At 60.5% G+C, this 25,076-nt stretch carries 27 protein-coding genes and 1 riboswitch; of the genes, 20 read left to right on the forward strand and 7 right to left on the reverse strand.

Features of this window, described 5'->3' with window-relative positions:
- Positions 1–61 precede the first annotated feature (61 nt).
- The 4 genes from E5720_RS21110 (at position 62) to E5720_RS21125 (ending at position 2,949) form a co-directional block, all read left to right on the forward strand.
- Entirely contained in the window at positions 62–337 is a 276-nt protein-coding gene (locus tag E5720_RS21110; protein ID WP_136172251.1) for a YrhK family protein, read from the forward strand.
- Positions 338–412: 75 nt separating this feature from the next.
- Entirely contained in the window at positions 413–742 is a 330-nt protein-coding gene (locus tag E5720_RS21115; protein ID WP_136172252.1) for a putative quinol monooxygenase, read from the forward strand.
- A gap of 267 nt (positions 743–1,009) precedes the next feature.
- Complete coding sequence (locus E5720_RS21120; RefSeq protein ID WP_136172253.1) at positions 1,010–2,518, forward strand: SulP family inorganic anion transporter; 1,509 nt, start codon at positions 1,010–1,012, stop codon at positions 2,516–2,518.
- A gap of 35 nt (positions 2,519–2,553) precedes the next feature.
- Positions 2,554–2,949 carry a MerR family transcriptional regulator gene (locus E5720_RS21125; protein ID WP_247596079.1) on the forward strand — a complete coding sequence of 132 codons (396 nt, stop codon included), beginning with the start codon at positions 2,554–2,556 and terminating at the stop codon, positions 2,947–2,949.
- Between the two features lie 3 nt (positions 2,950–2,952).
- Here the strand turns inward: E5720_RS21125 and E5720_RS21130 are convergent, their stop codons facing one another.
- Positions 2,953–3,693 (reverse strand): VIT family protein, encoded by a 741-nt coding sequence (locus tag E5720_RS21130; RefSeq protein WP_136172254.1) that lies wholly within the window; start codon positions 3,691–3,693, stop codon positions 2,953–2,955.
- Positions 3,694–3,943: 250 nt separating this feature from the next.
- On the opposite strand from E5720_RS21130, the gene E5720_RS21135 reads away from it, so the two are divergent.
- Positions 3,944–4,162 (forward strand): CDGSH iron-sulfur domain-containing protein, encoded by a 219-nt coding sequence (locus tag E5720_RS21135; protein WP_136172255.1) that lies wholly within the window; start codon positions 3,944–3,946, stop codon positions 4,160–4,162.
- 65 nt (positions 4,163–4,227) lie between these two features.
- Here E5720_RS21135 and E5720_RS21140 read toward each other — a convergent pair whose 3' ends face one another.
- Positions 4,228–5,292: an Rv1355c family protein gene (locus tag E5720_RS21140; RefSeq protein ID WP_247596080.1), complete on the reverse strand. Its 1,065-nt coding sequence runs from the start codon at positions 5,290–5,292 to the stop codon at positions 4,228–4,230.
- Positions 5,293–5,567: 275 nt separating this feature from the next.
- Between E5720_RS21140 and E5720_RS21145 the strand changes: the two genes are divergently transcribed.
- The gene (locus tag E5720_RS21145) at positions 5,568–6,356 is read left to right on the forward strand and encodes a hypothetical protein (RefSeq protein ID WP_247596081.1); all 789 of its coding nucleotides are present in this window, start codon (positions 5,568–5,570) and stop codon (positions 6,354–6,356) included.
- Positions 6,357–6,383: 27 nt separating this feature from the next.
- Here E5720_RS21145 and E5720_RS21150 read toward each other — a convergent pair whose 3' ends face one another.
- The 5 genes from E5720_RS21150 to E5720_RS21170 all read right to left on the reverse strand — a co-directional run bounded on the left by E5720_RS21150 (position 6,384) and on the right by E5720_RS21170 (position 13,665).
- Positions 6,384–7,535: a GGDEF domain-containing protein gene (locus E5720_RS21150; RefSeq protein ID WP_136172256.1), complete on the reverse strand. Its 1,152-nt coding sequence runs from the start codon at positions 7,533–7,535 to the stop codon at positions 6,384–6,386.
- 118 nt (positions 7,536–7,653) lie between these two features.
- Positions 7,654–9,726, reverse strand: coding sequence for an AMP-binding protein (locus tag E5720_RS21155; protein ID WP_136172257.1), 2,073 nt, complete (start codon positions 9,724–9,726; stop codon positions 7,654–7,656).
- A 117-nt stretch (positions 9,727–9,843) separates the two neighbouring features.
- Positions 9,844–10,827 (reverse strand): iron-containing redox enzyme family protein, encoded by a 984-nt coding sequence (locus E5720_RS21160; protein WP_136172258.1) that lies wholly within the window; start codon positions 10,825–10,827, stop codon positions 9,844–9,846.
- Positions 10,828–10,953: 126 nt separating this feature from the next.
- The gene (gene katG / locus E5720_RS21165; RefSeq protein WP_136172869.1) at positions 10,954–13,155 is read right to left on the reverse strand and encodes a catalase/peroxidase HPI; all 2,202 of its coding nucleotides are present in this window, start codon (positions 13,153–13,155) and stop codon (positions 10,954–10,956) included.
- A 66-nt stretch (positions 13,156–13,221) separates the two neighbouring features.
- Positions 13,222–13,665 carry a Fur family transcriptional regulator gene (locus tag E5720_RS21170; RefSeq protein WP_136172259.1) on the reverse strand — a complete coding sequence of 148 codons (444 nt, stop codon included), beginning with the start codon at positions 13,663–13,665 and terminating at the stop codon, positions 13,222–13,224.
- A 172-nt stretch (positions 13,666–13,837) separates the two neighbouring features.
- Here E5720_RS21170 and E5720_RS21175 point away from each other — a divergent pair, with 172 nt between their 5' ends.
- The 14 genes from E5720_RS21175 to gcvP all read left to right on the forward strand — a co-directional run bounded on the left by E5720_RS21175 (position 13,838) and on the right by gcvP (position 25,074).
- Complete coding sequence (locus E5720_RS21175; protein ID WP_136172260.1) at positions 13,838–14,767, forward strand: CPBP family intramembrane glutamic endopeptidase; 930 nt, start codon at positions 13,838–13,840, stop codon at positions 14,765–14,767.
- Positions 14,768–14,804: 37 nt separating this feature from the next.
- Complete coding sequence (locus E5720_RS21180; RefSeq protein ID WP_136172261.1) at positions 14,805–15,026, forward strand: hypothetical protein; 222 nt, start codon at positions 14,805–14,807, stop codon at positions 15,024–15,026.
- Between the two features lie 40 nt (positions 15,027–15,066).
- Entirely contained in the window at positions 15,067–15,198 is a 132-nt protein-coding gene (locus tag E5720_RS22330; RefSeq protein ID WP_281727905.1) for a hypothetical protein, read from the forward strand.
- Entirely contained in the window at positions 15,183–15,809 is a 627-nt protein-coding gene (locus tag E5720_RS21185; protein ID WP_168708399.1) for a CoA pyrophosphatase, read from the forward strand. The genes E5720_RS22330 and E5720_RS21185 overlap by 16 nt, the downstream gene beginning before the upstream one ends.
- A 70-nt stretch (positions 15,810–15,879) precedes the next feature.
- Complete coding sequence (locus E5720_RS21190) at positions 15,880–16,494, forward strand: CDP-alcohol phosphatidyltransferase family protein (protein WP_136172262.1); 615 nt, start codon at positions 15,880–15,882, stop codon at positions 16,492–16,494.
- A complete protein-coding gene (locus E5720_RS21195) occupies positions 16,494–17,345 on the forward strand; it encodes a DUF881 domain-containing protein (protein WP_247596082.1) in 852 nt (283 codons plus the stop codon). Before E5720_RS21190 ends, E5720_RS21195 begins: the two co-directional genes overlap by 1 nt.
- 35 nt (positions 17,346–17,380) lie before the next feature.
- Positions 17,381–17,767, forward strand: a complete 387-nt coding sequence (locus E5720_RS21200; protein ID WP_247596083.1) for a DUF1290 domain-containing protein — start codon at positions 17,381–17,383, stop codon at positions 17,765–17,767.
- A 5-nt stretch (positions 17,768–17,772) separates the two neighbouring features.
- A complete protein-coding gene (locus E5720_RS21205; protein WP_247596084.1) occupies positions 17,773–18,480 on the forward strand; it encodes a DUF881 domain-containing protein in 708 nt (235 codons plus the stop codon).
- A gap of 71 nt (positions 18,481–18,551) precedes the next feature.
- Positions 18,552–18,956, forward strand: a complete 405-nt coding sequence (gene gcvH, locus E5720_RS21210) for a glycine cleavage system protein GcvH (RefSeq protein WP_136172263.1) — start codon at positions 18,552–18,554, stop codon at positions 18,954–18,956.
- 175 nt (positions 18,957–19,131) lie between these two features.
- Positions 19,132–19,629 carry an FHA domain-containing protein gene (locus E5720_RS21215; RefSeq protein WP_136172264.1) on the forward strand — a complete coding sequence of 166 codons (498 nt, stop codon included), beginning with the start codon at positions 19,132–19,134 and terminating at the stop codon, positions 19,627–19,629.
- Entirely contained in the window at positions 19,626–20,363 is a 738-nt protein-coding gene (locus E5720_RS21220; protein ID WP_084345349.1) for a MerR family transcriptional regulator, read from the forward strand. Before E5720_RS21215 ends, E5720_RS21220 begins: the two co-directional genes overlap by 4 nt.
- Positions 20,364–20,492: 129 nt before the next feature.
- Positions 20,493–20,966, forward strand: a complete 474-nt coding sequence (locus E5720_RS21225; protein ID WP_084345350.1) for a bifunctional nuclease family protein — start codon at positions 20,493–20,495, stop codon at positions 20,964–20,966.
- Positions 20,967–21,329: 363 nt separating this feature from the next.
- Positions 21,330–21,920 carry a MerR family transcriptional regulator gene (locus E5720_RS21230; protein WP_348769861.1) on the forward strand — a complete coding sequence of 197 codons (591 nt, stop codon included), beginning with the start codon at positions 21,330–21,332 and terminating at the stop codon, positions 21,918–21,920.
- An 11-nt stretch (positions 21,921–21,931) separates the two neighbouring features.
- Positions 21,932–22,029: riboswitch (glycine riboswitch) on the forward strand.
- 165 nt (positions 22,030–22,194) lie between these two features.
- Complete coding sequence (gene gcvP / locus E5720_RS21235) at positions 22,195–25,074, forward strand: aminomethyl-transferring glycine dehydrogenase (protein ID WP_247596085.1); 2,880 nt, start codon at positions 22,195–22,197, stop codon at positions 25,072–25,074.
- Positions 25,075–25,076 lie beyond the last annotated feature (2 nt).

Genomic DNA, 25,076 nt, shown 5'->3' on the forward strand with positions numbered 1-25,076 from the left:
GTTCGAGGCACGAATTGCGGGTAGTTACCTATGCATCACACTCGAACAGCGGGAGCCTCGAATGAGCGAACTGACCTTTACCATCGGGCACGAGGAACTGGTGATTCGTCAGCGTTGGGAGGTCGTCAGTATCGTCAACGACATCCTGGTTGCGGTCTGGTTCATCATCGGCAGTGTCTTGTTTTTCGGCGAGACGACTGCAGTCGCGGGCACATGGTTGTTCTTGATCGGCAGTGTCGAGCTCTTGATTCGCCCGATGATCAGGCTCGCTCGACGCATCCACATTCAACGGGTCAGGCAGGGGACTGGGGTCTCGGACTCCAGTGACGACTACTGACATCGCCCGGGGCTCGAGCGAGGGCCAGCCGCCGAAGTCAGCTTTCCGGCAGTTCCGAAATCCAAGGAGAAAACAGTGATCTTCATCGTCGTACAGTTCGAGACGAAGCCCGAGTGGACCGAGCGTTGGCCCGGGCACGTAGCCGAGTTCACCGCGAATACCCGCGCCGAGGCGGGCAATTTATGGTTCGAATGGTCTCGCAGCCTCGAAGATCCATCTGTCTACGTATTGCTCGAGGCCTTCCGCGATGACGAAGCCGGTGGTGCACACGTCAACAGTGATCACTTCAAGAAGGCGATGGAAGAACTCCCGCAAGCTCTTGCGTCGACGCCCAAGATCGTCAGCCAGACCGTGGATGCATCCGGCTGGGGCGAGATGGGCGAAATGTCGGTCGAAGCTCAGTAGTCGCATGGGCGGTTGAGCTCCAAGGTGGACTCGACCCCGAAAGGGCATTCGGCTATGAAGCCTGGAATTCTCTGATTGCCCTTTTGCGTGAGATGAGTCATGGAATAGCGTTCCCAAGTGAAACTCTACCCCAAGGGGAGAGTAGGTTTGGGAGCAGTGCTTTCCAGGGGCGCCCGTCCAGGGAGGTTGCTCTCGACACCGACAAGTGTTCAACACCCCGCATCTTCGGTTCACACCACATTCCTCGACAGAGAATGGAGCATCTACATGGCTTCCGCGGCCACCGCAGAGCAGACGATCGAACCACAATGGACGGTGTGGTCTGCGCTGCGATCGCCGCGGCGGTTGCGGACCGAGGTTCTCGCCGGGCTGGTGGTGGCGTTGGCTCTGATTCCAGAGGCGATCTCGTTCTCGGTCATTGCCGGCGTCGACCCGCGTGTCGGGCTGTTCGCGTCGTTCACCATGGCGGTGACGATCTCGATCGTAGGTGGTAGACCTGCAATGATTTCGGCGGCCACCGGTGCAGTGGCCTTGGTCATCGCGCCATTGGTGCGGGACTACGGCGTCGAGTATCTGATCGCGACTGTCATTCTCGCCGGGGTTCTGCAGATACTGCTCAGCGTGGTGGGGGTCGCCAAATTGATGCGGTTCATCCCACGCAGCGTCATGGTGGGATTCGTCAATGCGCTGGCCATACTCATCTTCATCGCCCAGGTTCCGCACCTTATCGGGGTCCCCTGGCTGGTGTATCCCATGGTTGCCATCGGGATCGTAGTAATGGTGTTCTTGCCCAAGTTGAGCACCATCGTCCCTGCGCCGCTGGTCGCGATCGTGTTGCTGACGGCAGCGACGATCGTTTTCGCGCTGAATGTTCCCAATGTCGGTGACGAGGGGGAACTTCCGTCGAGTTTGCCGTCGCTACTTCTTCCTGACGTTCCCGTCACGTTCGAGACGCTGAAGATCATCGCCCCGTACGCGTTCACGATGGCCATCGTCGGTCTGCTCGAGTCGCTGATGACTGCGAAGTTCGTCGACGACATCACCGATACTCACTCGAACAAGACCAGAGAGTCCTGGGGCCAGGGTGTCGCCAATATCGTCACCGGATTCTTCGGCGGTATGGGCGGTTGCGCGATGATTGGGCAGACGATGATCAACGTCAAGACCTCCGGTGCACGAACTCGGATCTCGACGTTCCTCGCGGGCGTGTTCCTGCTGATTCTCGTCGTCGGTCTGGGCGACGTAGTCTCACTGATCCCGATGGCCGCGTTGGTGGCGGTGATGATCATGGTTTCGGTCGGCACCTTCGATTGGCACAGCATCGCCCCGGCGACATTGCGCCGGATGCCCACGAGCGAAACCCTCGTCATGGTCGCCACGGTCGCGGTCACCGTTGCGACCGACAATCTCGCCTACGGGGTGGCGGTCGGAGTCGTGACCGCGATGGTCCTGTTCGCGCGACGCGTCGCGCATCTGACGGAGGTCGTCGATGTGGCACACCCGGACCCGGACACCCGCGTCTACGCAGTGCATGGTGAGTTGTTCTTCGCCTCCAGCAACGATTTGATCTATCAGTTCGATTACGTCGGCGACCCTGCCAATATCGTCATCGACATGTCGTCGTCACATATCTGGGATGCGTCGACCGTCGCGACTCTCGACGCGATCACCACCAAATACGCAGCCAAGGGGAAGACCGCGACCATCGTCGGGTTGAACGAGGCCAGCGCGCAGCGACACGGGCTACTGAGCGGGAAACTCGGCGCAGGGCACTGACGGGTTCACGCGTGTAAAGAAGGAGCTATGCGGATATGCCTCAACGCCAAGACGAAGCGGCACATATGCAGATCGGCAACGTCGCAGCGCGAACCGAACTGTCCATCAAGACAATTCGTCACTACGACGATGCGGGCTTGGTGACACCGTCGGCGCGAAGTAGAGGCGGGTTCCGCTTGTACACCGAATCAGATGTGCAGCGGCTGCTCGTCATACGGCGCATGAAACCACTGGGATTCACGCTCGGGGAGATGCGCGAACTTCTTACCGCTCTCGACGCGCGAGCAGATGGATCCGCCGACCGCGAGGTACGAGCAACTGCCGCGCGATACGTCGACGAATGTCATCGACGCGCCGAAAGCACGTGCGCCGAATTGCGAACGCAGCTCGCTTACGCCGAAGAATTCACCGCACTCCTTGCGCAGCCCTGATCGTCACACTCCGGCAACACCCAACAGTTGTCCGATCAGGTAGGTCACGATCATGGCCAGCGCGCCACCGATGACGATGCGCCACATTGCAGGGCCCGGCCGCGAACCGCCCAGGCGCGCGCTGACCTGGCCGGTCAACGCCAGTGCCAACAGAACCGCCACGAAGGTCACCGGAATTCGAGCTGACGCCGGTGGCGCGAGTATCGCAATGAGGGGCAACGCTGCGCCCAATGTGAAGGACAGAGCAGACGACAGTGCCGCCTGAATCGGGCTGGTCAGGTTATCCGGGTCGAGGTGGAGTTCGGCGTCGACGTGCGCTGCGAAAGCGTCGTGCGCGGTGAGTTCGTGAGCGACGGTGAGGGCAGTGGCCCGGCTGAGCCCCTTGCTTTCGTATATCGAGGTCAGCTCTTCCAGTTCCGCGTCGGGATCGTCACGCAACTCTATTCTTTCCTTGGCCAGTAGGGACTTCTCGCTGTCCCGCTGGGTGCTCACCGACACGTACTCGCCGAGTGCCATCGACACGGCACCTGCGACAAGACCGGCGACGCCTGCAGTGAGTATCGGTCCCCGCTCGGCCGAAAGCGCCGCAACGCCGACGACGAGTCCTGCCGTGGAGACTATTCCGTCGTTGGCGCCGAGCACACCCGCGCGCAGCCAATTGAGCCGTGACGAAAGACCCTCGTCGTGCTGTTCCCCAGGGTGGGCTGCGTACTTCTTGTCGCCCAGGCCGTTCGACTCGCTCATAGTGCAAACGCTAGTTTCGATCTCGGCTACGCGCCAGCAATGCAAGGCTTCCCGTAGTCCGTCTGGCGGCTGCCGCCCGTGCCCGTCGCCTCATCGGTGTTGTCATTCGGCGCAGGAGGACACATGATTCGAAGCGGAGGCTGCGGGGTAAACCCCGGACTGCCTCACCGTCAGCTTTGCAGCGGAAGCAAAGCACACAGTCAGGTGTGTTGTTCACACTGTGGTGTCGAGTAGATCGGGTAAGAACCTCATGTCACGTACACGTATTCGCGTGGTGGATCGCGGGCCGATGCTTGTGGACGGTCCGGTGGAGATCACCATGCCCGACGGATCCCAGGTCGTATCGGATCGCAGTGTCGTCGCGCTCTGCATGTGTAAGCGGAGCAAGATCTATCCGTTCTGCGACACCAGCCACCGTGCTCGCCGAGAGCGGACGCCCGCAGCGACGATCGGTCGAGCCGTCGAGTAGACCGGCTCGCCGCTTGACACCGAGGCGGGCCATCGGATTTCGCCCGATCTTGTGAAGACCACCGGTCAAAAGTCGACGATTGCCGAGATGTGCGTCTCCAAATTGATTCGCACCCTTCCCGACGGCGGTGGCGTGCCCAATCCGAAAGTGCGCACAACTGCCGCAACCGAGGCGCCGCCGAGTGCGACATCGCTGCCGAGTTGGGGCCAAGTGGACAGCGACACTCCGATTTCCGGTAGCGAAGCGAGCATCCGGGGAGTCAGTTTTGTGGGGTCGAGAATCCGCGCAGCCAGCGGTGCCTTCTGCTCCGGTGTGATGTCAGCCAGGGAGCGGGCATCGAGATCTCCGAGGAGGCCGTGTAGCAATGGTCTGGTCGGTTCGAGATCGAACCGTTCGACATCGAGTATTCCGCCGTCGCTGGTCTCCATCAAAACTGGTATGCCTCGACTTCTGGCGGCCTCACGGAGAGTCAACTTCGCGTCGAGCGAATCGCATTCGTCGATGACGATATCGAGTCCGTCCATGAACGTGTCCATGCTGGAGGCGATCAGACCTTCGGGGTGTGTAACCACTGTCAAGTATGGATCGAGTTCGGCGATTCGGCGTGCCGCGACCGTGGTTTTGTTGATGTCGAGGTCGAACACCGATGCCGGGACTCTGTTGAGATTGGACAGGTCGAGGACGTCGAAATCGGCGAGTCTGAGCTCACCGCACAGTCCTTCGATAGCGATGGTGTGCGCCACGGCGTGCCCCACGCTGAGCCCGACGACTCCCACGCGCAGTTCGGTCATCCGCTCCTGCTCGGAGAGGGTGATTTTGTTTCTGTTTCGGTCCAGTCGCAGAGTCCGAAAGCCTTTCGGCCCGAGTAGTTTCACGAGCGAGTTTCTCCACGGATAGTGAATCCACCGTTGTGGCTCGTCGAGGACCTCTGCCGATGGGGTGGGCAAAAGACCCATCAACGATTCAAGCTGGTTTTGTGACGCGTCGAGAATCCGTATTCCGGGTTGAGCCGCTAGTTCCTCGACGGTTGCTATATCGCTCTCGAGGGCCGAATTCAGTATCCGATGTTCTGACACGTGGATCTCACTCTTCTCGTTCGGACGCTCGAGCAGGTGCTCCGCTGTCGTCAAGATAACCGATCCAGGTGCGCTCTGTGTTCACTGACGTCCGATACGACTGCGAAATCGGTGTCGAAAGTCTTGACAGAGTGCGTCGTCGGTGCCGGAAGTACCACTATCCACAGTGTTGGGACGAAGATTTACGACCTTCGAACAGTCAAATGTTCCACGACCAGGAAGAATTGCCTGGTTGCCACTTGGCAACTGAACTGTCGGCGCCCGATAGCGTCGGCCTTCGCCCCTTGCCGGGGACCTTTGGAACTCGGCATGTCTTCTTAGGAGAAACCGTGTCTGCACCTGCGACAGTCAATTACCGAAATGCAACCCCTAGCGCGAACTGGGGTTCGCGTGCCGCTCGGTCGAAGCTTTCAGGGATGCATCGGCCCGTCGACGCAATATTCGGCCCGAGAATCAGCCACTGCGAGGGATCGATGACTCTCGTTGCGGCAATGCCTTCTGCAGCACCGAAACTCTGGACGAGGTATGTCGACGGTGCTTGGTCGTCGTACTCGCGCCATGGTGTGACGTGTGCTCTCGACATCGACGAGGTGGAATCGGGCGCGACGACAGCGTTGTTCTATGTCGTTCTCGGACCTGACGGGGAGATGCTCGGTGGTGTTCGGGCCCAGGGTCCTTATACCTATGTCGAGCAGTCGCATGTGTTGACCGAATGGGCGGACTCACCGGGACTCGACGTGGTCAGAGGTCAACTCCGGACTCGACTTCCGCACGGAATCATCGAGATGAAGAGCGCGTGGGTACGAGAGGGAGCGCCGGCGCGGGTGATCTCGGGACTGTTGGCGAGAACGGCGCTGCCGACCATCGAACTGACAGGGAGCAGGTACTTGTTCGCAAGTGCTGCCGACCATGTGCTTCGTCAGTGGGAAACATCCGGAGGGCGAATCGACACAACTGTGCCCGCTGCTGCGTACCCCAGCGATCAGTACCGCACGCGTTTGATGTGGTGGGATCGGGAGACCATTGCACGAGAAGCACATGCGGAGGTCTGGGGCCTTATGGAAAGCGACGCGCGTGCGTTGACCGGAAACGGCTATCACTCGTCTGCAGTCGCATAATGGACATCGAAGCTACGACTGCGGGGATCATATTCGAGGGGATAACGATTCATCGGTCTGCCGCGTCGAGTTCCACGTGACCATTATTGTCCCGGCGTGTGACGCACGGTCGCGGCCACTGGATTTGGCAGCGTAGAGGGCGTTGTCGGCGGCGTGCATGAGTGTATCGATGACTTGCTCGACGTGGGGGCTCTCCAACTCACCGTCGATGGTGAGCCGGGGATCGAGGACGGCACGGACGTCTGCAGTGACAGATCCGATACTGACGGTGACCACGCATTCGGAGCGGACACGTTCGAGAATGTTCGATTCGAAACAATGGTTTTCGGTAAGGGGAGTCAATACGAGAAATTCTTCGCCACCGATGCGAGAGACGATCGTTCCTTTCGATCCGGTCTCCTCGGTTGCATGAACGAGGGCATCAGCAATTGTCACGAGTATGAGATCGCCTGCAGCGTGGCCATGACTGTCGTTCACGGCCTTGAAATGGTCGATGTCGATGACATGGGCGGACAACTGACTGCGACTGTCGCACGTCCGGTCGAGCAATGCTTCTACCTGTGTCATCATGCCGCGGCGATTGAGCAGACCGGTGAGTGGATCGGTATTCGCCAGGACATTGAGGCGCTTGTTGACGGTGAGTAGAGACCGGCGAAGGGTCGCGATCAGGATCACCGGTACCAGCACAGACGTTGCTCCCGCACCGATAGCGACAATAGTGACCGCAACGCCTGAGGACGAGAGACTGACGGCCGACAACCACGTCGCCATTGCCACCGAACCTGCCGTGAGAGCGGCAGTCATGCGGGGCGAGGAGCCGGACGCTGCAATTGCAGGTACAACGGCAAGCAGTGACGTTACTGCTCGCGTACCGGCAGGATCGGCGATGAGGTAAGCCGAAATTGCGACACCGATCATGCCGCCGGCACCGAGGACAGCGAACTGCCCATCTGTCAGTTTGCCGACGTGCACGGCGTAGAGCACGGTAATCGCTGTGAAGACGACGATTGCGGTCAGGAGGGGTAGCGCGCCGTCGCGAAGGAACGACGGTGAGATCAGCGCAATTGCCAGTAGCGGCAGCGCCCCAGAGGCGCTCGTGATCACCATCGTTGTCCGCGTATCGAATCGCGTCCAGAACGACTTCGATTCGGACTTGTTTCGGCGCAAGGTCGCACTCATGTATGAATAGCCTCGGTTCGCCGCCGGATGTAGCCGAAAGCATATCGCGGGGACAGTCAGCCCGACGATCTTGATGCCCCGGCGCGGTGGACTTTTTTTCTATCGCCGTGGTGGCAGGCTAGGTCGCGAGCGGGGTTTGCGGCGAGGACTGAATCAGTAGACGTTTGATCACCTTGCCGGTTGCTGTCCGCGGAAGCTCGTCGAGGAACGTGACGTCGCGAGGCACTGAGAATCGGCTCAGCCGATTTCTGATGTAGAGACGAACCATGTCATCGTCCAGTCCTGCGGCGCCGCGCATCACGACGAATGCGGCCAGCCTCTGACCGTATTCCTTGTCCGATACACCTACCACTGCGACCTCGCCGACTTGCGGAAGATGAGCAATCGCATCCTCGACAGGACCAGGAAAGACGTTCTCTCCACCTGAGATGATCATCTCGTCGTCCCGGCCGCTGACGAACAACCGGCCGTTGCAGTCCAGGTAGCCCAGATCGCCGGTGTCCATCATGTCCGCCCCCAGGCCTGCTGTGACAGCAGGCCTGGGGGCGTTGGTATATCCGTTGAACAGCATGTCGTTACCTACGAAAATTCTGCCGACAGAGCCGCGCGGAACCGGATCACCTCCGCCGTCGAGAATGGCCACAAGAGTTCCAAGGGGCGGCTTTCCGGCCGTAGTAGGAGCAGCTCTGAGGTCGGCAGGTCCGGCGACCGTCGCCCACGACACCTCTGTAGAGCCGTAGAAGTTGTACAGAACGTCACCGAATGTGTCCATGAAGCGAGTGACCATGGAGCCTGCCAGCACCGATCCGCTGCATGCCACTACCCGCAGGCTCGAGGTGTCGTACCGCGCGCGGACGTCCGGGGGTAACTCGAGGATACGTTGCAGCATGATCGGCACCGCGATGAGCGAGGTACAACGATTCTCTGCAATCGCTTGCAAGCAGGATTCAGGTTCGAATCTGTCCTGCAACACGACCGTCGATCGCAGCGGTGTACTGAGCTGAAGTGCCGCCAGACCCCAGCTGTGGAACAGTGGGGCGGCGATCATCATTCGCTCGTTCACCTGCAGCGGCATCTTCGACAACATCGCTGCGATCGTCCCGAACCCTTTGGCGGTGGGGCGGAATGCGCCTTTGGGAGTTCCGCTCGTTCCGGAGGTGAGAACCACCAATGTTCCCGGATGCTCGGGCCGAAAGAATGTCGCGGACGGGGGTGCCACAAGCTGCTCGAGCAGGCGCCTGCCAGGAACGGTCGAGCGCGAGGAGAGGCTGATTCGTGGCACTTCCTGGGCCACATGCGAGATGATCGAGTCGAACTCGTCGTCGGCGAACAAGGCTTTCAGCTGATGGTGGTCGGCGATACTTTCGATTTGTCGTGCTGCCAGGCCGGTGTTCAACAGCACCACGTCTACCCCCAGTAATCCGCAGGCGACGGTGCATTCGGTCATCGCGATGTGATTGCGTGCCAGCACCCCGACGGTGTCTCCGGAGCGCAGCCCCATCGCGTACAAACCCGCAGCTATGCGGTGTGACCGTTGATGTACTTCTGCGAACGTCCGAGTTCCTCGGTCGTCGATAAGCGCGATGGCATCCGGTGATGTCGCCGCGGCTGCCCCGAACCCGCCGCCCAGCGTGAAACCCCATTTGGACAAAGAATTCAGTTGTCGAAATGCAAGATCTGGACGTGCAGTGCGGATGACACCGGTTTTGTACATTGTCTTGGCGATATCGAGTTGCATCGTCCGGGAGTTACCCGAACCGGAGAGAACAGAGGTCTGCTTCCCCGCCAGGTAGTCGGCAAGGTGCGCGAACCCTGCTCGCAACCAATCGCATACAACGCTGTTGCGGTCGGGAACACGCGAGTACGCGCCGTTCAGGGATGCTTTGAACACAGTCACGTCGACCGTGCATCGGCCCGGCGAAACCTCGGTGAGGTGGACATTGACGAATCCGCCGGAATCGAGATGAGTGATCGACATCGTCGTTCTCACGTAATCGAGGTCGAGACGCAAAGCGTGATCGATGCTGTCGACCCTTGCCGTGAACGCGCCCGGAATCGATTCCGATACAGGCAGGCAGGACTCTAGTCCCATGAAGAACCGGCAATACCATTCCGGCGCAGTCACGATTTCCCAGACTTGATCTTTCGAATGTTCGAAGTCGATGGTCACATCGATCACGTCGGACAACATAGCGGTTCCGCCCCCAGTCAGACGTGCGCCCCACCAGTGCGGGGATTGCTTGATCCAAACCCAATATCGGATGGTAGACGGCAACCGGCACGCCTGAGCAGCGTTCGGGAAAGTTTTTCAGATCAGGCTGGACGCGCCTGAGTGCCACGCTGTCAGTACTCGGTCACCCAGCGCAGCGTCGACAAAATCGAGAGCGCGCATCCCGAAGACGATGTCGGACTCGAGATGGGGTTCTGTACGAATGAGGCCGCCGACGACGTCGTGACGCAATAACTGCTCGTGCACGGCGTCTGCCTCGACGTGCTCGGCGTAGAACTCGATGCAGGCCTGCGGTGCCCCTAGCCGCTCGAGGCCGGTGACCAACCGCTGTGACCCGGGCGAGGACGTGATCTCAGTGGCAGCGAAGTGCCCGACCGTAGCGCCGCGCAGTCCCCGGTGCAGACCGAAGAGCGACATCAAATTGACCCAGGCGAGCGTCTCGGCAGGCACTCGATCGGTATATCCGAGGTAAGTCGAATTCAGGTCGGCGGCATCCATCAGGTCTGCCCACAATTTCTGATGTACTCGCTCACCGCGCCCGCCGCCGTACTCGTCGAACTCGACCGCGACGTACGACGCTTTTACCTGTCCGTGCAGCCGAGGAATTGCCCATGCGTGCGGGTCGGCTTCCTTGAGATGGTAGATCGACCGGTGAACGAAGTACTCGCGCATGTGTTCCCACGAACCTTCATTGCGCAGATACCAGGAAGGCCCGGTACCCGAAGAATGCGCAACGGACAAGTACTCCATTTCGGCAATCGCGTCGTTCCCTGGCTCGACGCTGTCGCGAAGATACGACATGAACGACTCTTCCAAGCCTGCGCGGAATCGCAGCACATCCGGATTCCATTCCCAGCGGTCGTCGACTCCGGCGAAGCCTCGGTAGTGCAACTCGTAGCACGTAGCCAACGCCACATGGAGGTCCCGAGACATCGGATCCACTCCACCGGAAGCCGGGGGCGCAGTTGTCGACTTACCGGTGATGAAGTCCACGACAGCGGCCGACAAGGGACCACAGGGTGCAGGTAGGGGAGGCGACGAAACGAGTGCAGTACTTGTCATCGATCCTGTTTACCCCTTCCGCCCGAAGCCAATCTCCTCTCGGACGTCCGAGAGGAGATTGGCGAGAGCACAGTCCGTCCGACGCAACGGGGTGAACCCGCTGCGTCGGACCGACAATTATTCTGCTCAGACCAGATCGAAGCGATCCAGCTGCATTACTTTGTCCCACGCAGCGACGAAGTCGTGGACGAACTTCTCGCAGGCGTCGTCCGACGCGTAGACCTCGGCCAGGGCGCGCAGTTCGGAGTTCGAGCCGAAGACGAGGTCGTTACGGGTACCGGACCACTTCACTTCTCCCGTCGCCGCGTCCTTTCCCTCGTAGATGCCTTCCTCCGATGTGGGAACCCACTCTGTGCCCATATCGAGGAGATTCACGAAGAAGTCGTTGGTCAAGGTTCCCGGACGCGTCGTCAAGACTCCATGTTCGGACTTTTTGTGGTTTGCTCCCAGCGCTCGAAGACCGCCGACCAGCACAGTCATCTCGGGCGCACTGAGAGTCAACAGGTTGGCCTTGTCGACCAGGGAGTACTCGGCCGGAAGGCGTTGGCCCTTGCCGACGTAGTTGCGGAATCCGTCCGATTTGGGTTCGAGAGCGGCGAACGACTCGATGTCCGTCTGATCCTGTGCTGCATCTGTGCGCCCCGGAGTGAATGGCACCGTGACATCGTGCCCGGCGCTCTGCGCGGCATGGTCGACGGCGGCACATCCGCCGAGGACAACGAGGTCGGCGAAGGAGATTTTCGCTGTTCCCGCAGCGTCGAAGGTCTCCTTGATCCCTTCCAGAACACGAATCGCGTTTGCCAGTTCGTCCGGTTCGTTGACCTCCCATCCGGCCTGTGGCTGCAGGCGAAGACGCCCACCGTTGGCGCCTCCACGCTTGTCACTGCCCCGAAACGACGACGCTGCAGCCCATGCTGTGGATATCAACTGTGGCCCGGTCAGCTCCGAAGCGAGGATAACGCTCTTGAGTTTTGAGATGTCTGCTTCGCCGACCGGCTCATGGTCGCGCGCCGGGATCGGGTCCTGCCACAGGAGGGTCTCGCTTGGAACCTCGGGACCGAGGTAGCGGGAGACCGGCCCCAGGTCACGATGGGTCAACTTGAACCAGACCTTCGAGAACTCCTCGGCCAGTTCCTCAGGGTGATCGAGCCAACGTCGAGTGATCTGCTCGTAGATCGGGTCGACACGCATCGCGATGTCACTGGTCAGCATCATCGGAGCGTGCCGCTTGGCAGGGTCGGCGGGGTCGGGAACGAGATCGGAGGCAGCGCCGTCCTTCGGACGCCACTGCCATGCACCACCCGGACCCTTGTGGACCTCCCACTCGTAGCCGTACAGCGTTTCGAGGAAAGTGTTGTCCCAGGTCGTCGGAGTCGGCGTCCAGGTACCTTCGATGCCACTGGTGATGGCATCTGCGCCGACGCCCGTGCCGTAGCTGTTCTTCCAGCCGAGACCCATCTGCTCGAGCGGTGCGGCCTCTGGCTCTGCGCCTATGTGAGGCTCGGGATCGGCTGCACCATGAACCTTTCCGAAGGTATGGCCGCCGACTGCCAACGCAGCGGTTTCGATATCGTTCATTGCCATCTTGCCGAACGTGTCGCGGATGTCGACGGCGGAACCCGCGGGATCGGGCTCGCCGTTCGGGCCTTCGGGGTTGACATAGATCAGACCCATTTGGACAGCGGCCAGAGGATTCTCCAGTTCCCGCTCGCCCGTGTAGCGCTCGTCGCCGAGCCATGTCTGTTCCGGTCCCCAGTAGACATCCTCGTCGGGCTCCCAGACGTCGACGCGGCCGCCGGCGAATCCGTAGGTCGGCAACCCCATCGATTCGATTGCCACGTTTCCGGTGAGGACGATGAGATCGGCCCATGAGAGCTTGTTGCCGTACTTCTTCTTGACAGGCCAGATCAGTCTGCGAGCCTTGTCGAGACTTGCGTTGTCCGGCCAGCTGTTCAACGGCGCGAATCTTTGCATCCCCGCGCCGGCACCGCCGCGTCCGTCCTGGATCCGGTACGTGCCCGCTGCGTGCCAGGCCATACGTACGAAAAATGGTCCGTAGTGACCGAAGTCCGCAGGCCACCATGGCTGTGAGTCCGTCATCAAGGCCGCAAGGTCGGCCTTGACCTCGGCGAGATCGAGCTTGGCGAACTCAGCGGCGTAGTCGAAGTTGTCGCCCATCGGGTTACCCACGGCCGGGTTCTTCTTGAGAATCCGTAGATTGAGGCTCTGCGGCCACCAATCACGATTGCTCCCACCCTCACTCGGATGTAGCTGCCGATCGTGTAGGACTGGGCAGGCCCCTCCCTCTTGGGGTTGGTCCTGGTTCATCTCTTTTTCGCGAGTGGTGTGGTCTTCAGACACGAGATTCCTTCCGGGGCTGGCTGATCGAACCGATCATGATTGTGATCGTGAACTCTGTGGGGGCGCGCAATCTGGGCAGATGCCCCAGAACACGACCTCGGCTTCGTGTACAGCGAATCCTCGAGTGTCGGATGCGGTGAGGCAGGGAGCCGATCCGACCGTGCAATCGACGTCGGAGATAGCCCCGCACGAGGTGCATACGAGGTGGTGGTGATTGTCGCCGACTCTGGATTCGTACCGCGCCACGGAACCGGCGGGTTGGATGCGGCGCACGAGCTGTGCGGCAGTCAAGGCGCTGAGCACGTCGTAGACGGCTTGCCTGGAGACGACCGGCAGTTCAGCGCGAACTACGGCATAGATGGACTCGGTGTCCGAGTGCGGGTACGTGTGCACCGCGTCGAGAACCTCGATGCGAGGGCGCGTGACACGAAGTGCTGCATCGCGCAACATCTCCCGGTAGTTGGGCCTCGAGGTCACCCCTGTGATACGACTCTCATTTCTTGAACAAGTCAAGTATTCGTCCGATATCCGCCTATACCTCGGAAGGACGCTCTGGTCATCGTCGCGCCCAGTTCGAAGTCCCCGTCGATCTCGAACTCGTGGTAGACAGGTCGCGTTCGGATGGGCGTTCGAGGTCGGGTGGTCGGAGATGGTGGGCAACAGCAGCGTGTGGTCGCGCCCGAACCAATCGATGTTCCCGGCGTCGATCGTCAGCGTCCTGTTCGTTCTCGGCATGGTGACCGGTTGGCTTTTGCTGTACTCGGTCAGCATTCTCGGTGCGCTGTGGAGAATGCAGGAGCCCAACGCGCCTGCCCCAGTGCTGAGCGTGTCGGATCAACTTGCCGACCTCATTGCGCTGGCGGTCCAGATGTCGTTGGGATTCATAGCGATCGGGCTGACTCTCGTCTTGCGTCGACGCACTCTCGCCACTGTGTTGCCCGAGCGCCATGGAACTGCACTCGATGCGGCCATCGCATGGTGCGCGGCCATCGCAGGTGCATCAGCGGTCGTGTTGGTGCTCGGCCAGCTAGGTATCGCGCGGTTCGACTTCTCGGTGCCGGCGGTCGTGGAGTCACCCTGGCTGGCTGTCGCTTCAGCGTTGGCAACCGGGTTGCGTGAGGAGCCACTCCTAGCGGCGTTGCCCGTTCTCCTTCTTGCGGGTCGACTACCGATCGGATGGATCGTGGTTCTCGCCGCCACCATGCGAGGCTTGCTCTACGTGTACTTCGGCTTCGGCGGGTTCGTGTGGGCATTCCTCTGGGGCGCAGCTGCGGTGTGGGTTTATTTCCGGTTCCGAAGGCTGTGGGTCCTGATACTTCTCCACGGTCTGGTGATGAACATGCAAGCCCTCGACCGTGTAATCGCCGACGACAATGCAGCAACCATTTTGCAATGGTGCAACATCCTGGTCCTTTTCGGTGCGTTGCTGTATTGGCTGGTACCACGTGCGCTCGACGCGGTGCTGCCGGGCGAATCGGAGACCCCTTCGGTCGATGGGCACACCGGCTCGGACGCGATTTCCGTGCACGAAGTTCCGCCGACAGTGCGGCTTCCCGCCGAAGATGCAGACAGAGTGTGACCGGTCGAGCGATCGAAAAAGATTGTGGGATATGGCAATGAGCACAAGTCGATCAGCCCGACGACTCGGTGAGTCGTTTCCTGGCGTCGGTATATGTATGGGCGCCGGGGTAGGTATCACTATCGGCGCCGCCGTCGGCGGCGCGCCCGGTATAGCAGTCGGAATCGTTGTGGGCGCAGGCCTTGGACTGGTTGGCGGGTCGATCGCGTCGTTGTGGACCCGGTATTCGTGCGAGAGCTCGGCGTTGCACGATGAGTAGGATGTATCAACTGTCCCGCACACCGACCGAGGAGTTGTCGATGCCCGATTCCGACCAGCAGGTCGTCGCGGCGTTGGGCATCCATTCTGGTGATTTCGGTGTTCGATCCGACGGCGAAGTCTTGTGGAACGTTCGCGGACAATATTCCGTCCCGATATGGATTCCGTCGTGATCGCGGACGAACGGTTGGAACGTTCGTCGATCGTGTCCGCATTATCGGAATTCGATTCTCGGCGGATGGCGGTTGGCGACATGCGAGCGGCCGCTGTGGCCATAGCCATCGGTGGTGAACCGTACCGACGACGGATGCTTCTCACCATGCGTCCCTCGCGTCTGCGCGCTCATCCAGGGCAATTCGCTTTGCCAGGAGGTGGCATCGACCCGGGGGAGTCGGCTGAGGATGCTTGTCTGCGTGAACTCGGCGAGGAGCTGAACGTGCATGTTTCTCCACACGATGTCCTTGGCCGGCTCGACGATTACGGCACTCGATCCGGGTATGTGATCACGCCGTTCGTCGTGTGGGTTGGCGATACGTTGAAGCATGTCGTGCCGAACGTCGTCGAGGTCGAGATCGTGTACGAGGTCGAGGCCTCGGAGATCGATATAGACCCGAGATTCGTGGCGATCCCGGAATCCGAACGGCCCGTCATCCAATGGCCGTTCCGAGATTCGCTGGTACACGCGCCGACGGGTGCAGTCGTTCATCAGTTCCGCGAAGTCGTCTTCCATCGGCGCCATACTCGCGTGGCAGACTTCGAGCAACCGGTGTTCGCGTGGCGGTGACTTTTCGCCCCACGTGTGGGTACCAATCCAGCCTCAATCAAGGCGTCGACGACAAAGGATCGAGGTGTGGGTGGTGAGCGATCCGTGTTCCGACGCCGATCTCAATAGCAGGGTTCTCACTGTGCCGAACGTGCTCAGCACACTTCGGTTGCTGGCGATCCCTCTATTTCTCTATCTGCTCCTCGTTCCTGAAGCAGATGGATGGGCGCTGACAGTCCTGCTGCTCAGCGGTGCAACCGACTGGCTGGACGGAAAGCTTGCACGGGCGCTCGATCAGTCATCGCAACTCGGTGCAATTCTGGACCCGTTGGTGGACCGATTGTCGGTCGTGAGTGCTCTCGCTGCATTCGTTGCCCGCGGGATCATTCCGTGGTGGGTGGCGGCGATTCTGATCGGACGCGACGTTGTCCTTGCGGGTACTTTGCTGATCTACCGCCGACGCGGACTACCGCCACCCGAGGTGATTTATCTGGGTAAAGCAGCAACCTTCGTGATCATGGTCGCCCTTCCTGTGCTGCTCGGTGCCACCGGAGAGTCGGTCGTCGCGGATGTGCTCACACCGATCGGATATTCGCTGATCATTTGGGGGACGGCTCTCTATACCTGGACAGGAGTGCTCTACACCTACAAGGCATCGGTCGTGGCGAAGACGATTCCGAGGAGCCAGAATCAACGTGTTTCGTGATGCGTAAACCACCGATACGCAACCCGACGCCTTCACTGCTGAAGTCGTTGATGAGCGAACACCTCGATCCAGGGTATGCAGCCGCCTCGGCGACCAAGTCGTCGAAATCCACTCGGTCCCCGATAGACGTGGTCCTCGCCATCGTCGGCGTAGTTCTCATCGGCAGCGTCTTCGGTGTGGCGCTATCTCGAGTCGACGTCCTCAGGTCGGACGCGTCCGGTCAAGCGCACGACTTGGTGGAGACGGTACGCGAGGCAGAGAGCCGGTCCGACGCGATGGAACGAACTCGGTCCACTCTCGCCGGCGAGGTCGAATCAGCCCGGTCGAGCGTCTTACAGAGCGACAATGACGGCGCATCGATTCTGAGTTCACTGAGGAACATCGAGTCTGCGGCGGGTGCCGAGATTTCGTCCGGTGCAGGCATCGCCGTCGTGGTCACCGAGCCGCCTGCCTCGGCAAACCTGTCCGATGTTTCGCAGAAGAAACGTGGAAACTCTGCGGCCACCGTACTGGACCGAGATCTCCAAGTGGTCGTGAATTCATTGTGGGCGAGTGGTGCCGAGGCGATTGCAGTCGACGGTATCCGAATCGGCCCGAACGTGACGATCAGGCAGGCGGGCGGGGCCATGCTCGTAGACAATCATCCAGTCTTCTCCCCGTACACGATCGACGCGATCGGGTCGCCCGACCAACTGCAGGTTCGATTTGCGGTTAGTGATGCCCACCTGAGAATGTCAGCGCTCACTCAGCTCTACGATGTCGGCTTCGAAGTGCGGTCCGAGGATTCACTCGAACTGCCCGCAGCCGCGGTCAGGACTGCCCCGCGTACACAGCAGGAAGGCGGAAGGTGACACAGGAACGCAACGAAGGGGTAGGGGCAAACTCTATGTCCGACGACCGTGCCACACATGCTCTGAACAGGCGCGGCGGCGGGTTGGTTCTGCTGGCATTCCTGGCTCTCGGGATCGGGGTACTGATCGGAACCGTGTCCGGCCCGCAGATTCCCGGTGCAGTCGCGCCGTATCTACCGATCGCCGTGGTCGCTGCGCTCGATGCGGTCTTCGGCGGCCTCAGAGCGTATCTGGACGAAATCTTCGATTCCAAGGTCTTCGTCGTCTCGTTCGTCTTCAACGTGCTCGTCGCAGCACTCATTGTGTGGCTGGGAGATCAGCTCGGAGTGGGTACACAGCTGTCGACGGCCATAGTCGTAGTTCTAGGCATCCGGATCTTCGGAAATGCCGCAGCCTTGCGCCGTCGACTGTTCGGAGCCTGACCGCAGTGGCACGAGAGGGAAGGCACGAGTTCCACGGTGATCGGCGCCGACGCAGGACGATCGTGTTCGGTTCGCTGACGATCGTTTTGATGATCGCCCTCGGGATCGGCTTGGCCGCGCAGGTTCGCGTGAACGACAGTGAGAATTCACTCGACAGCGCGCGCCCTGGCGATCTTCTCGTCCTCCTGGACAATCTGGGTCGTAGAGAAGCCGCGCTGCGTGAAGACATCACCTCGCTACAGGACACGCTGGCAACACTGCAGCAGGAGGACGGCGGCTCCGGTGCCGCGCTCACCGAAGCGCGCGAGCGTCTCGACGCCTTGTCGGTACTCGTTGGGACCGTTCCCGCGACGGGCCCAGGCATCGTGATGACTGTGGAAGACCCCCGCAACGGCGTCGGTTCGGAGGTCCTCGTGGATGCGTTGCAGGAGCTGCGAGCGGCAGGCGCGGAGACGGTGCAGATCGCCGGCAGTGACAACGATGGAGTGCGTATCGGATTGGACTCGTGGATTGCGGGAAGTGCAGGGGCGGTCGTCGTGGACGGGCAGAGGGTAAGTGCACCGTTCGTCTACACCGCAGTCGGCGATCCGGCGACGTTGGCCGCAGCATTGGATATTCCTGGCGGTGTGGTCGATACGGTAGCCAGGAATGGAGGTCAATGCCGGATTTCACAATCGGAGCAGGTCACCGTGTCCGCCTTGCGGGACCCATGATCACGTCAATACGCTCATCGAGCAAAACCCAGCATCACCGTCCGGTGAGCTCAGACGAAAGGACTGCCGAGTTGAGCGAGATCGAGCTGCCTGCCGATTTGTTTTACACACCTGAACACGAGTGGGTACAGCGACTAGGCCCATCCAGCGTCCGAGTTGGTATCACCGACTATGCACAGGCGCAATTGGGTGATGTCGTGTTCGTTCAGCTGCCTTCTGTCGGCGACGACGTCACCGCCGGCTCCTCCATGGGCGAGGTCGAATCGACCAAAAGTGTTTCTGACGTGTTCGCACCACTGACCGCCAAAGTTATTGCCGTCAACGAAGTTCTGGAGGCCGATCCGGAAAAGGTGAATTCGGGACCCTACACCGACGGGTGGTTGGTCGAGCTGGAGGTCTCCTCGGTAGAGGTCTTGGACGCCGCAGTGTCAGAGATGCTCGATGCGGACGGATATGCTGCTATTACGACCGAGTAATTAGCGGACGCGAGCTGAAGCAACCGTCTACACCCATGCCCGTCCGCAAGGTACGGTCGTTGTTGTGCAGTTGTCGTGTCGGGGCTCAGGTCCGTAGGAACACAGAACAAGCAAACTATTTTGCGTCGACCGTGGTGTTAGTCGCCAGGGTGCAGAGGACTGAGAAGGAGAAACGGTGAGCGAGAACGACAACGACGGCATCTACGGAGAGTCGCCAGCGGAAACCACTTCGGTTTTTCGTGCGGATTTCTTGCAGGAGCTGGATAACTCGGCGACGAGCCAGACCTCGGAGGCCCCGGTGTCGGGCGTGGAAGGCCTTCCCGTCGGATCTGCTCTTCTCGTCGTGAAGAGGGGACCTAATGCAGGGTCTCGATTCCTACTGGACCAGCCGACGACTTCTGCCGGCCGTCATCCGGACAGTGACATTTTCTTGGACGATGTCACTGTGAGCCGGCGTCATGCCGAGTTCCGTCAGGACGAGAACGAGTTTCAGGTGGTCGACGTCGGAAGCCTCAACGGAACCTATGTCAACCGCGAGCCTGTCGACTCGGCTGTGCTCACCAACGGTGACGAGGTCCAGATCGGCAAGTTCCGCCTGGTATTCCTGACAGGTCCACGCGGCGGCGCCGGATCCCAGGTCGGCGAATCGTCTGCGGGTGCGGGCAGCCAGTGACCGCCGTCGGGCAGCAGTCTCCCGGGGGGATGTCGATTGGCTCCGTCCTCGATCGACTTCGGCCCGACTTTCCTGACGTCACGATTTCCAAGATTCGATTCCTCGAAGCGGAAGGGTTGATTTCGCCCGAGCGCACAGCGTCCGGATACCGCCGTTTCTCCATCGCCGATTGCGAGCGGTTGAGATACGTATTGACGGCGCAGCGAGATCAATACCTTCCGCTGAAGGTGATCAAAGAGCAGCTCGAAGCCATCGACAGTGGTGTTGCACGCGTCGAGCGTGCAGAGGATGCGCCTCGCAGACCCCGCGGCCTCAGTATTGCTCCCGGTGAAGTGTCGCCTGAAGAGTTTCTCGCCGATCGTGAGGTCAGAGTCAGCAAGGCCGACCTCATGGAACGAGCGGGTGTCGACGAGACTTTCGTGACCGAGCTCATTCGCGGCGGCCTACTGACGCCGGGTCAGGCCGGCTTCTACGATGAGGGCTCGATAACCCTTGCGCGGACTGCGAAAGCGATGTTGCAGTTCGGTCTCGAGGTTCGGCACCTACGAGCTTTCAAATTGGCTGCTGATCGGGAAGCCGGTTTGGTAGCGCAAATCGCCGGACCAGTTGCGAAGGGCCGAGATGCGGGAGCGCGGGACCGAGCCGAAGAAATGATCAGAGAGCTGGCTGCGCTGTCCTTGACGCTGCACACTTGTCTGGTCAAGGCCGCGGTGCGCGGTGCGCTCGATCGCTGAGCGTTCGCCTCGTTTCGTGCTCCTACCTAGGCCACCCTCCGCATGGCCGGTCGATTCCAATAGACTCGGCTGCAGTGGGCGGACCCTGACCTGCGGCCCGATTTTCAACGCATATGGGAGGCAGAGGCAATGAGTGAGATGCGTGTTGTCGGTATTCGTGTCGAGCAGCCTCAGAATCAGCCCGTTCTGCTTCTGCGTGAAGCCGATGGAGAGCGATACCTGCCCATCTGGATCGGGCAGACCGAAGCGGCGGCCATTGTGCTCGAGCAGCAGGGTGTGCAACCGGGCAGACCCCTGACGCACGACTTGATCAAGGACTTGATCGGCGCTTTGGGACACACTTTGAAGGAAGTTCGCATCGTGGACCTTCAGGAGGGCACGTTCTATGCGGATCTGGTCTTCGACAAGGATATCCGAGTTTCTGCCCGTCCATCGGACTCCATCGCAATCGCGTTGCGGGCGGGCGTCCCTATATTTGCCGAGGAGCCTGTCCTTTCCGAAGCAGGACTCCTGATGCCTAATGAGCGCGAGGACGAAGTCGAGAAGTTCAAGGAGTTTCTGGAATCGGTTTCACCGGATGATTTCAAGGCCACGGACGGCTGAAGCCCTCAATTCGGTAACGGAAGAGTCTCAACCTCAACTTTAGGTTCAGGTTTACGGCGCGTTGCGTTGATTGTCCCTCCTCGGCCCCCTAGCGTTCCCCTTGTGAAGCACAGAAGTCGACGATCGTGTGTCGTTGGTTCGCGCCGGGGCGTAGTCTTGCCGGGTAAGCGGAGTGGATTTCACGCAGAAGTACACCGGGATAGTCTCCCGGTCGGACCTCTATCGTCGTCATGGTCCGAGCAGCAGCGTCGAGACATCCGAAGAGGGAGCAAGTAAGTGGAAGATCAGCCGCAGGGACGCCACCACGGTTCATCGAGCATTGTGCCGGACGATGCTGAATCGATGGATACCTCGAATGCAGATCTGCCGACGCAGCCTGCGGCAGACGCCACAGTGACGCCCTTCGTGCCCGACTTTCAGCCGGGGCTGTTCCCGGATGATTCCGTTCCGGACGAACTGGTGGGCTATCGAGTTCCGAGTGCATGTCAGATAGCGGGAATCACCTACCGCCAACTCGACTACTGGGCTCGTACGGGGCTCGTAGTTCCGTCCATTCGCAGTGCAGCTGGTTCCGGTAGTCAACGCCTTTACTCCTTCAAGGACATGCTGGTTCTGAAGATCGTCAAGCGTTTACTCGACACTGGAATTTCTCTGCAGAACATACGAGTAGCGGTTGATCACCTTCGCAAGCGCGGCGTCGGAGATTTGGCAAACATCACCCTGTTCTCCGACGGCACCACTGTGTACGAGTGCACGTCCGCGGAGGAAGTAGTCGATTTACTGCAGGGCGGCCAAGGGGTATTCGGTATCGCCGTCAACGGAGCGATGCGCGAGCTGACCGGTCTTATTGCCGACTTCCCGGCCGAGCGTGCGGACGGCGGAGAGTCCGAGACGAGTCCCGAGGATGAGCTCGCCTCCCGCCGCAAGACTCGGGCCAGCTGCAAGACAGGATAGACTTCGAGCGTCGCGCTTGCGCGGGAGAGTTCCGGGGCAGCCAGTCTCGGACGCCGAAGGAGCAATACCTCCCCGTCAATCTCTCAGGCACACGGACCGTGTGAGCTTCGACGTCTCTGGAAAGTGATGGGAGCACCCATCCGCCCAAGGTGAAAAGACGTTCGGACAGCTCCTCGAGTCCGGATCGGCTGAATCTCTCAGGCGCTCGTTTCGGTGAGCACGCGACAGAGGGGGAGGATCCGGCCCTGTCGTACGCACACCTTGGAGCGCCCCCGTGACCGAAAGTTCTTCTAGCACAGCAGATCCGCAATCGGTGAAGGCATTGTTCGCCGACCGACACATTGGCCCGGACAGCAACGAACTCGAACGAATACTTCACGTTGTCGGCGTCGCATCGTTGGACGAACTGGCGACCCGCGCAGTGCCGAAGTCAATTCTCGATCCTGCGTCGTCGTCAGGTATCAGTGACGGTCTCGAAACTCTCCCGGAGCCGGTGGGCGAACATCAAGCCCTCGCCGAGTTGGCCGCCCTTGCCTCGCACAACACAGTGGCGACGTCGATGATCGGTCTCGGCTACTACGACACACTCACACCTCCGGTGTTGACTCGCGGAATACTCGAAAACCCAGCGTGGTACACCGCTTACACGCCCTACCAGCCGGAGATAAGCCAAGGTCGCTTGGAGGCGCTGCTCAACTTTCAAACGATGGTGTCCGATCTGACCGGAATGGAAGTGGCCAACGCGTCTATGCTCGACGAGTCCACTGCGGCTGCTGAGGCCATGACGCTTCTTCGCCGGGCGAATCGCAAGTCGACGTCGTCGCGTTTCCTCGTGGACATCGATGTGTTCCCGCAGACTCGTGCGATCCTCCAAACCAGGGCTGAGCCGCTGGGCATCGAATTGGTACCGACTGATCTGGCCAAGGGCCTTCCCGAGGGTGACTTCTTCGGTGTGCTTGCGCAGACGCCCGGCGCCTCGGGTGCGTTGGTCGACCACGCGGACACGATCACGCGAGCGCACGAAGCAGGTGCGCTCGTTGCGATCGGTGCAGACCTGTTGGCGCTGACTCTCCTCACCCCTCCCGGTGAAGCGGGTGCGGACGTCTGTTTCGGCACTACTCAGCGTTTCGGTGTTCCCATGGGTTACGGCGGTCCACATGCCGGTTATCTCGCAGTGCATTCGCAACATTCGAGGCAGCTTCCAGGCCGTCTGGTCGGTGTGTCCGTCGACGCGGACGGAGACCTCGCCTACCGGCTTGCCCTGCAGACCAGGGAACAGCACATCCGTCGCGAGAAGGCGACCTCGAACATCTGCACCGCTCAGGTTCTGCTGGCGATAGTGGCGGCAATGTACGCCAGCTATCACGGAAGCGACGGACTGCGAGCGATTGCGCGCCAAGTAAATTCGCACGCACGACGGCTTGCCGACGGTCTTTCGAATTCTGGCGTGCAACTGGTTTCGAACCTTTTTTTCGACACGGTCACGGCGATCGTTCCGGGACGCGCGCAGGGCATAGTCGATGCGGCCAAGACCGCCGGTATCAATCTCCGATTCGTCGATGCCGACCGAGTCGGAGTGTCCTGCGACGAGGCCACCACCACAGCCCATGTCGACGTCGTTCTGAGTGCCTTCGACGCGGGTGATTCCGTTTCCGAGTCGGTCGAGTCCATTCCAACGAACCTCGTGCGAACTTCGGAGTTCTTGACCCACCCGGCGTTCACGCGCCATCGATCCGAGACCTCGATGCTCCGCTACCTGCGGATGCTCTCGGACAAAGACATTGCGCTCGACAGAAGCATGATTCCCCTCGGCTCGTGCACGATGAAACTTAATGCAACCGCGGAAATGGAGTCGATCACCTGGCCACAATTCGCACGGTTGCACCCCTTCGCTCCCGATGATGACACGGTAGGAATCCGTTCTGTCATAGCCGATGTCGAGAAATGGTTGGTCGACATCACCGGTTACGACGCCGTGAGTCTGCAGCCCAACGCGGGAAGCCAAGGGGAGTATGCAGGATTGCTCGCGATCCGTAACTATCACCTCGGGCGGGGGGACAGCCACCGTGACGTCTGCTTGATTCCGTCGAGCGCACACGGTACGAACGCTGCCTCGGCCGTCATGGTCGGCATGAAGGTCGTCGTGGTGGCCTGCCGCAGCAACGGCGACGTCGACGTCGACGACCTGCGGGCCAAAATCGATCAGCATTCCGGTTCGTTGGCTGCGATCATGATCACCTATCCGTCCACCCACGGCGTCTACGAACACGAGATCGACGACATCTGTGCACTCGTACACGACGCCGGCGGTCAGGTGTACGTGGACGGGGCAAACTTGAATGCTCTTGTCGGCCTTGCCCGCCCGGGCCGTTTCGGTGGTGACGTAAGCCATCTGAATCTGCACAAGACGTTCTGCATTCCGCACGGTGGCGGCGGCCCTGGTGTCGGTCCGATCGGAGTACGCAGTCACCTGCAGCCATACCTTCCCGGGCACCCCCTACGAGCCGATCTCGGGGGCGGCCCCGCGGTATCGGGCGCGCCGTTCGGCAGCGCGTCGATCCTCACCATCACCTGGGCGTACATCCGCATGATGGGGGCGGTGGGGCTGCGTCGCGCGACGCTCACCGCCATCGCATCGGCAAACTACATTGCCCGGCGTCTGGACGAGCACTTTCCGGTTCTCTACACCGGTGACAATGGGATGGTCGCGCACGAGTGCATCCTCGATCTTCGAGGGTTGACCAAAGCTACGGGCGTCACGGTCGACGATGTTGCCAAGCGTCTTGCCGACTATGGCTTCCATGCGCCGACGATGAGCTTCCCCGTCGCAGGCACTTTGATGGTCGAGCCGACCGAGAGTGAAAATTTGGACGAGATCGACGCCTTCTGTGATGCGATGATCGCGATCCGCGCTGAGATCGATCGAGTCGATGCAGGGGAGTGGCCAGTGGAAGACAACCCACTTCGCGGTGCGCCGCACACTGCGAAAAGCCTCGTAGGTGAATGGAATCACCCGTATTCGAGGGCTGAGGCAGTGTTCCCCGACGCAGTGAACGGAAGGGCGAAGGTCTGGCCGTCAGTGCGAAGAATCGATGGGGCACACGGAGATCGAAACCTGGTGTGCTCTTGCCCGCCGATCGAGGCCTTCGCCTGAAA

The organism is Rhodococcus sp. PAMC28707 (genome assembly GCF_004795915.1).
Lineage (GTDB): Bacteria > Actinomycetota > Actinomycetes > Mycobacteriales > Mycobacteriaceae > Rhodococcoides.

Bases quoted from the DNA above. Each gene is read 5' to 3' on its own strand.
- E5720_RS21160 (WP_136172258.1), bottom strand. From the start codon at position 10,827: ATGACAAGTACTGCACTCGTTTCGTCGCCTCCCCTACCTGCACCCTGT.
- E5720_RS21225 (WP_084345350.1), top strand. From the start codon at position 20,493: ATGAGTGAGATGCGTGTTGTCGGTATTCGTGTCGAGCAGCCTCAGAAT.
- katG (WP_136172869.1), bottom strand. From the start codon at position 13,155: ATGAACCAGGACCAACCCCAAGAGGGAGGGGCCTGCCCAGTCCTACAC.
- E5720_RS21130 (WP_136172254.1), bottom strand. From the start codon at position 3,693: ATGAGCGAGTCGAACGGCCTGGGCGACAAGAAGTACGCAGCCCACCCT.
- E5720_RS21185 (WP_168708399.1), top strand. From the start codon at position 15,183: ATGGATTCCGTCGTGATCGCGGACGAACGGTTGGAACGTTCGTCGATC.
- E5720_RS21125 (WP_247596079.1), top strand. From the start codon at position 2,554: ATGCCTCAACGCCAAGACGAAGCGGCACATATGCAGATCGGCAACGTC.
- E5720_RS21195 (WP_247596082.1), top strand. From the start codon at position 16,494: ATGCGTAAACCACCGATACGCAACCCGACGCCTTCACTGCTGAAGTCG.
- E5720_RS21110 (WP_136172251.1), top strand. From the start codon at position 62: ATGAGCGAACTGACCTTTACCATCGGGCACGAGGAACTGGTGATTCGT.
- E5720_RS21120 (WP_136172253.1), top strand. From the start codon at position 1,010: ATGGCTTCCGCGGCCACCGCAGAGCAGACGATCGAACCACAATGGACG.
- E5720_RS21175 (WP_136172260.1), top strand. From the start codon at position 13,838: ATGGTGGGCAACAGCAGCGTGTGGTCGCGCCCGAACCAATCGATGTTC.
- E5720_RS21200 (WP_247596083.1), top strand. From the start codon at position 17,381: ATGTCCGACGACCGTGCCACACATGCTCTGAACAGGCGCGGCGGCGGG.
- E5720_RS21150 (WP_136172256.1), bottom strand. From the start codon at position 7,535: ATGAGTGCGACCTTGCGCCGAAACAAGTCCGAATCGAAGTCGTTCTGG.
- E5720_RS22330 (WP_281727905.1), top strand. From the start codon at position 15,067: ATGCCCGATTCCGACCAGCAGGTCGTCGCGGCGTTGGGCATCCATTCT.
- E5720_RS21135 (WP_136172255.1), top strand. From the start codon at position 3,944: ATGTCACGTACACGTATTCGCGTGGTGGATCGCGGGCCGATGCTTGTG.
- E5720_RS21180 (WP_136172261.1), top strand. From the start codon at position 14,805: ATGAGCACAAGTCGATCAGCCCGACGACTCGGTGAGTCGTTTCCTGGC.
- E5720_RS21155 (WP_136172257.1), bottom strand. From the start codon at position 9,726: ATGTTGTCCGACGTGATCGATGTGACCATCGACTTCGAACATTCGAAA.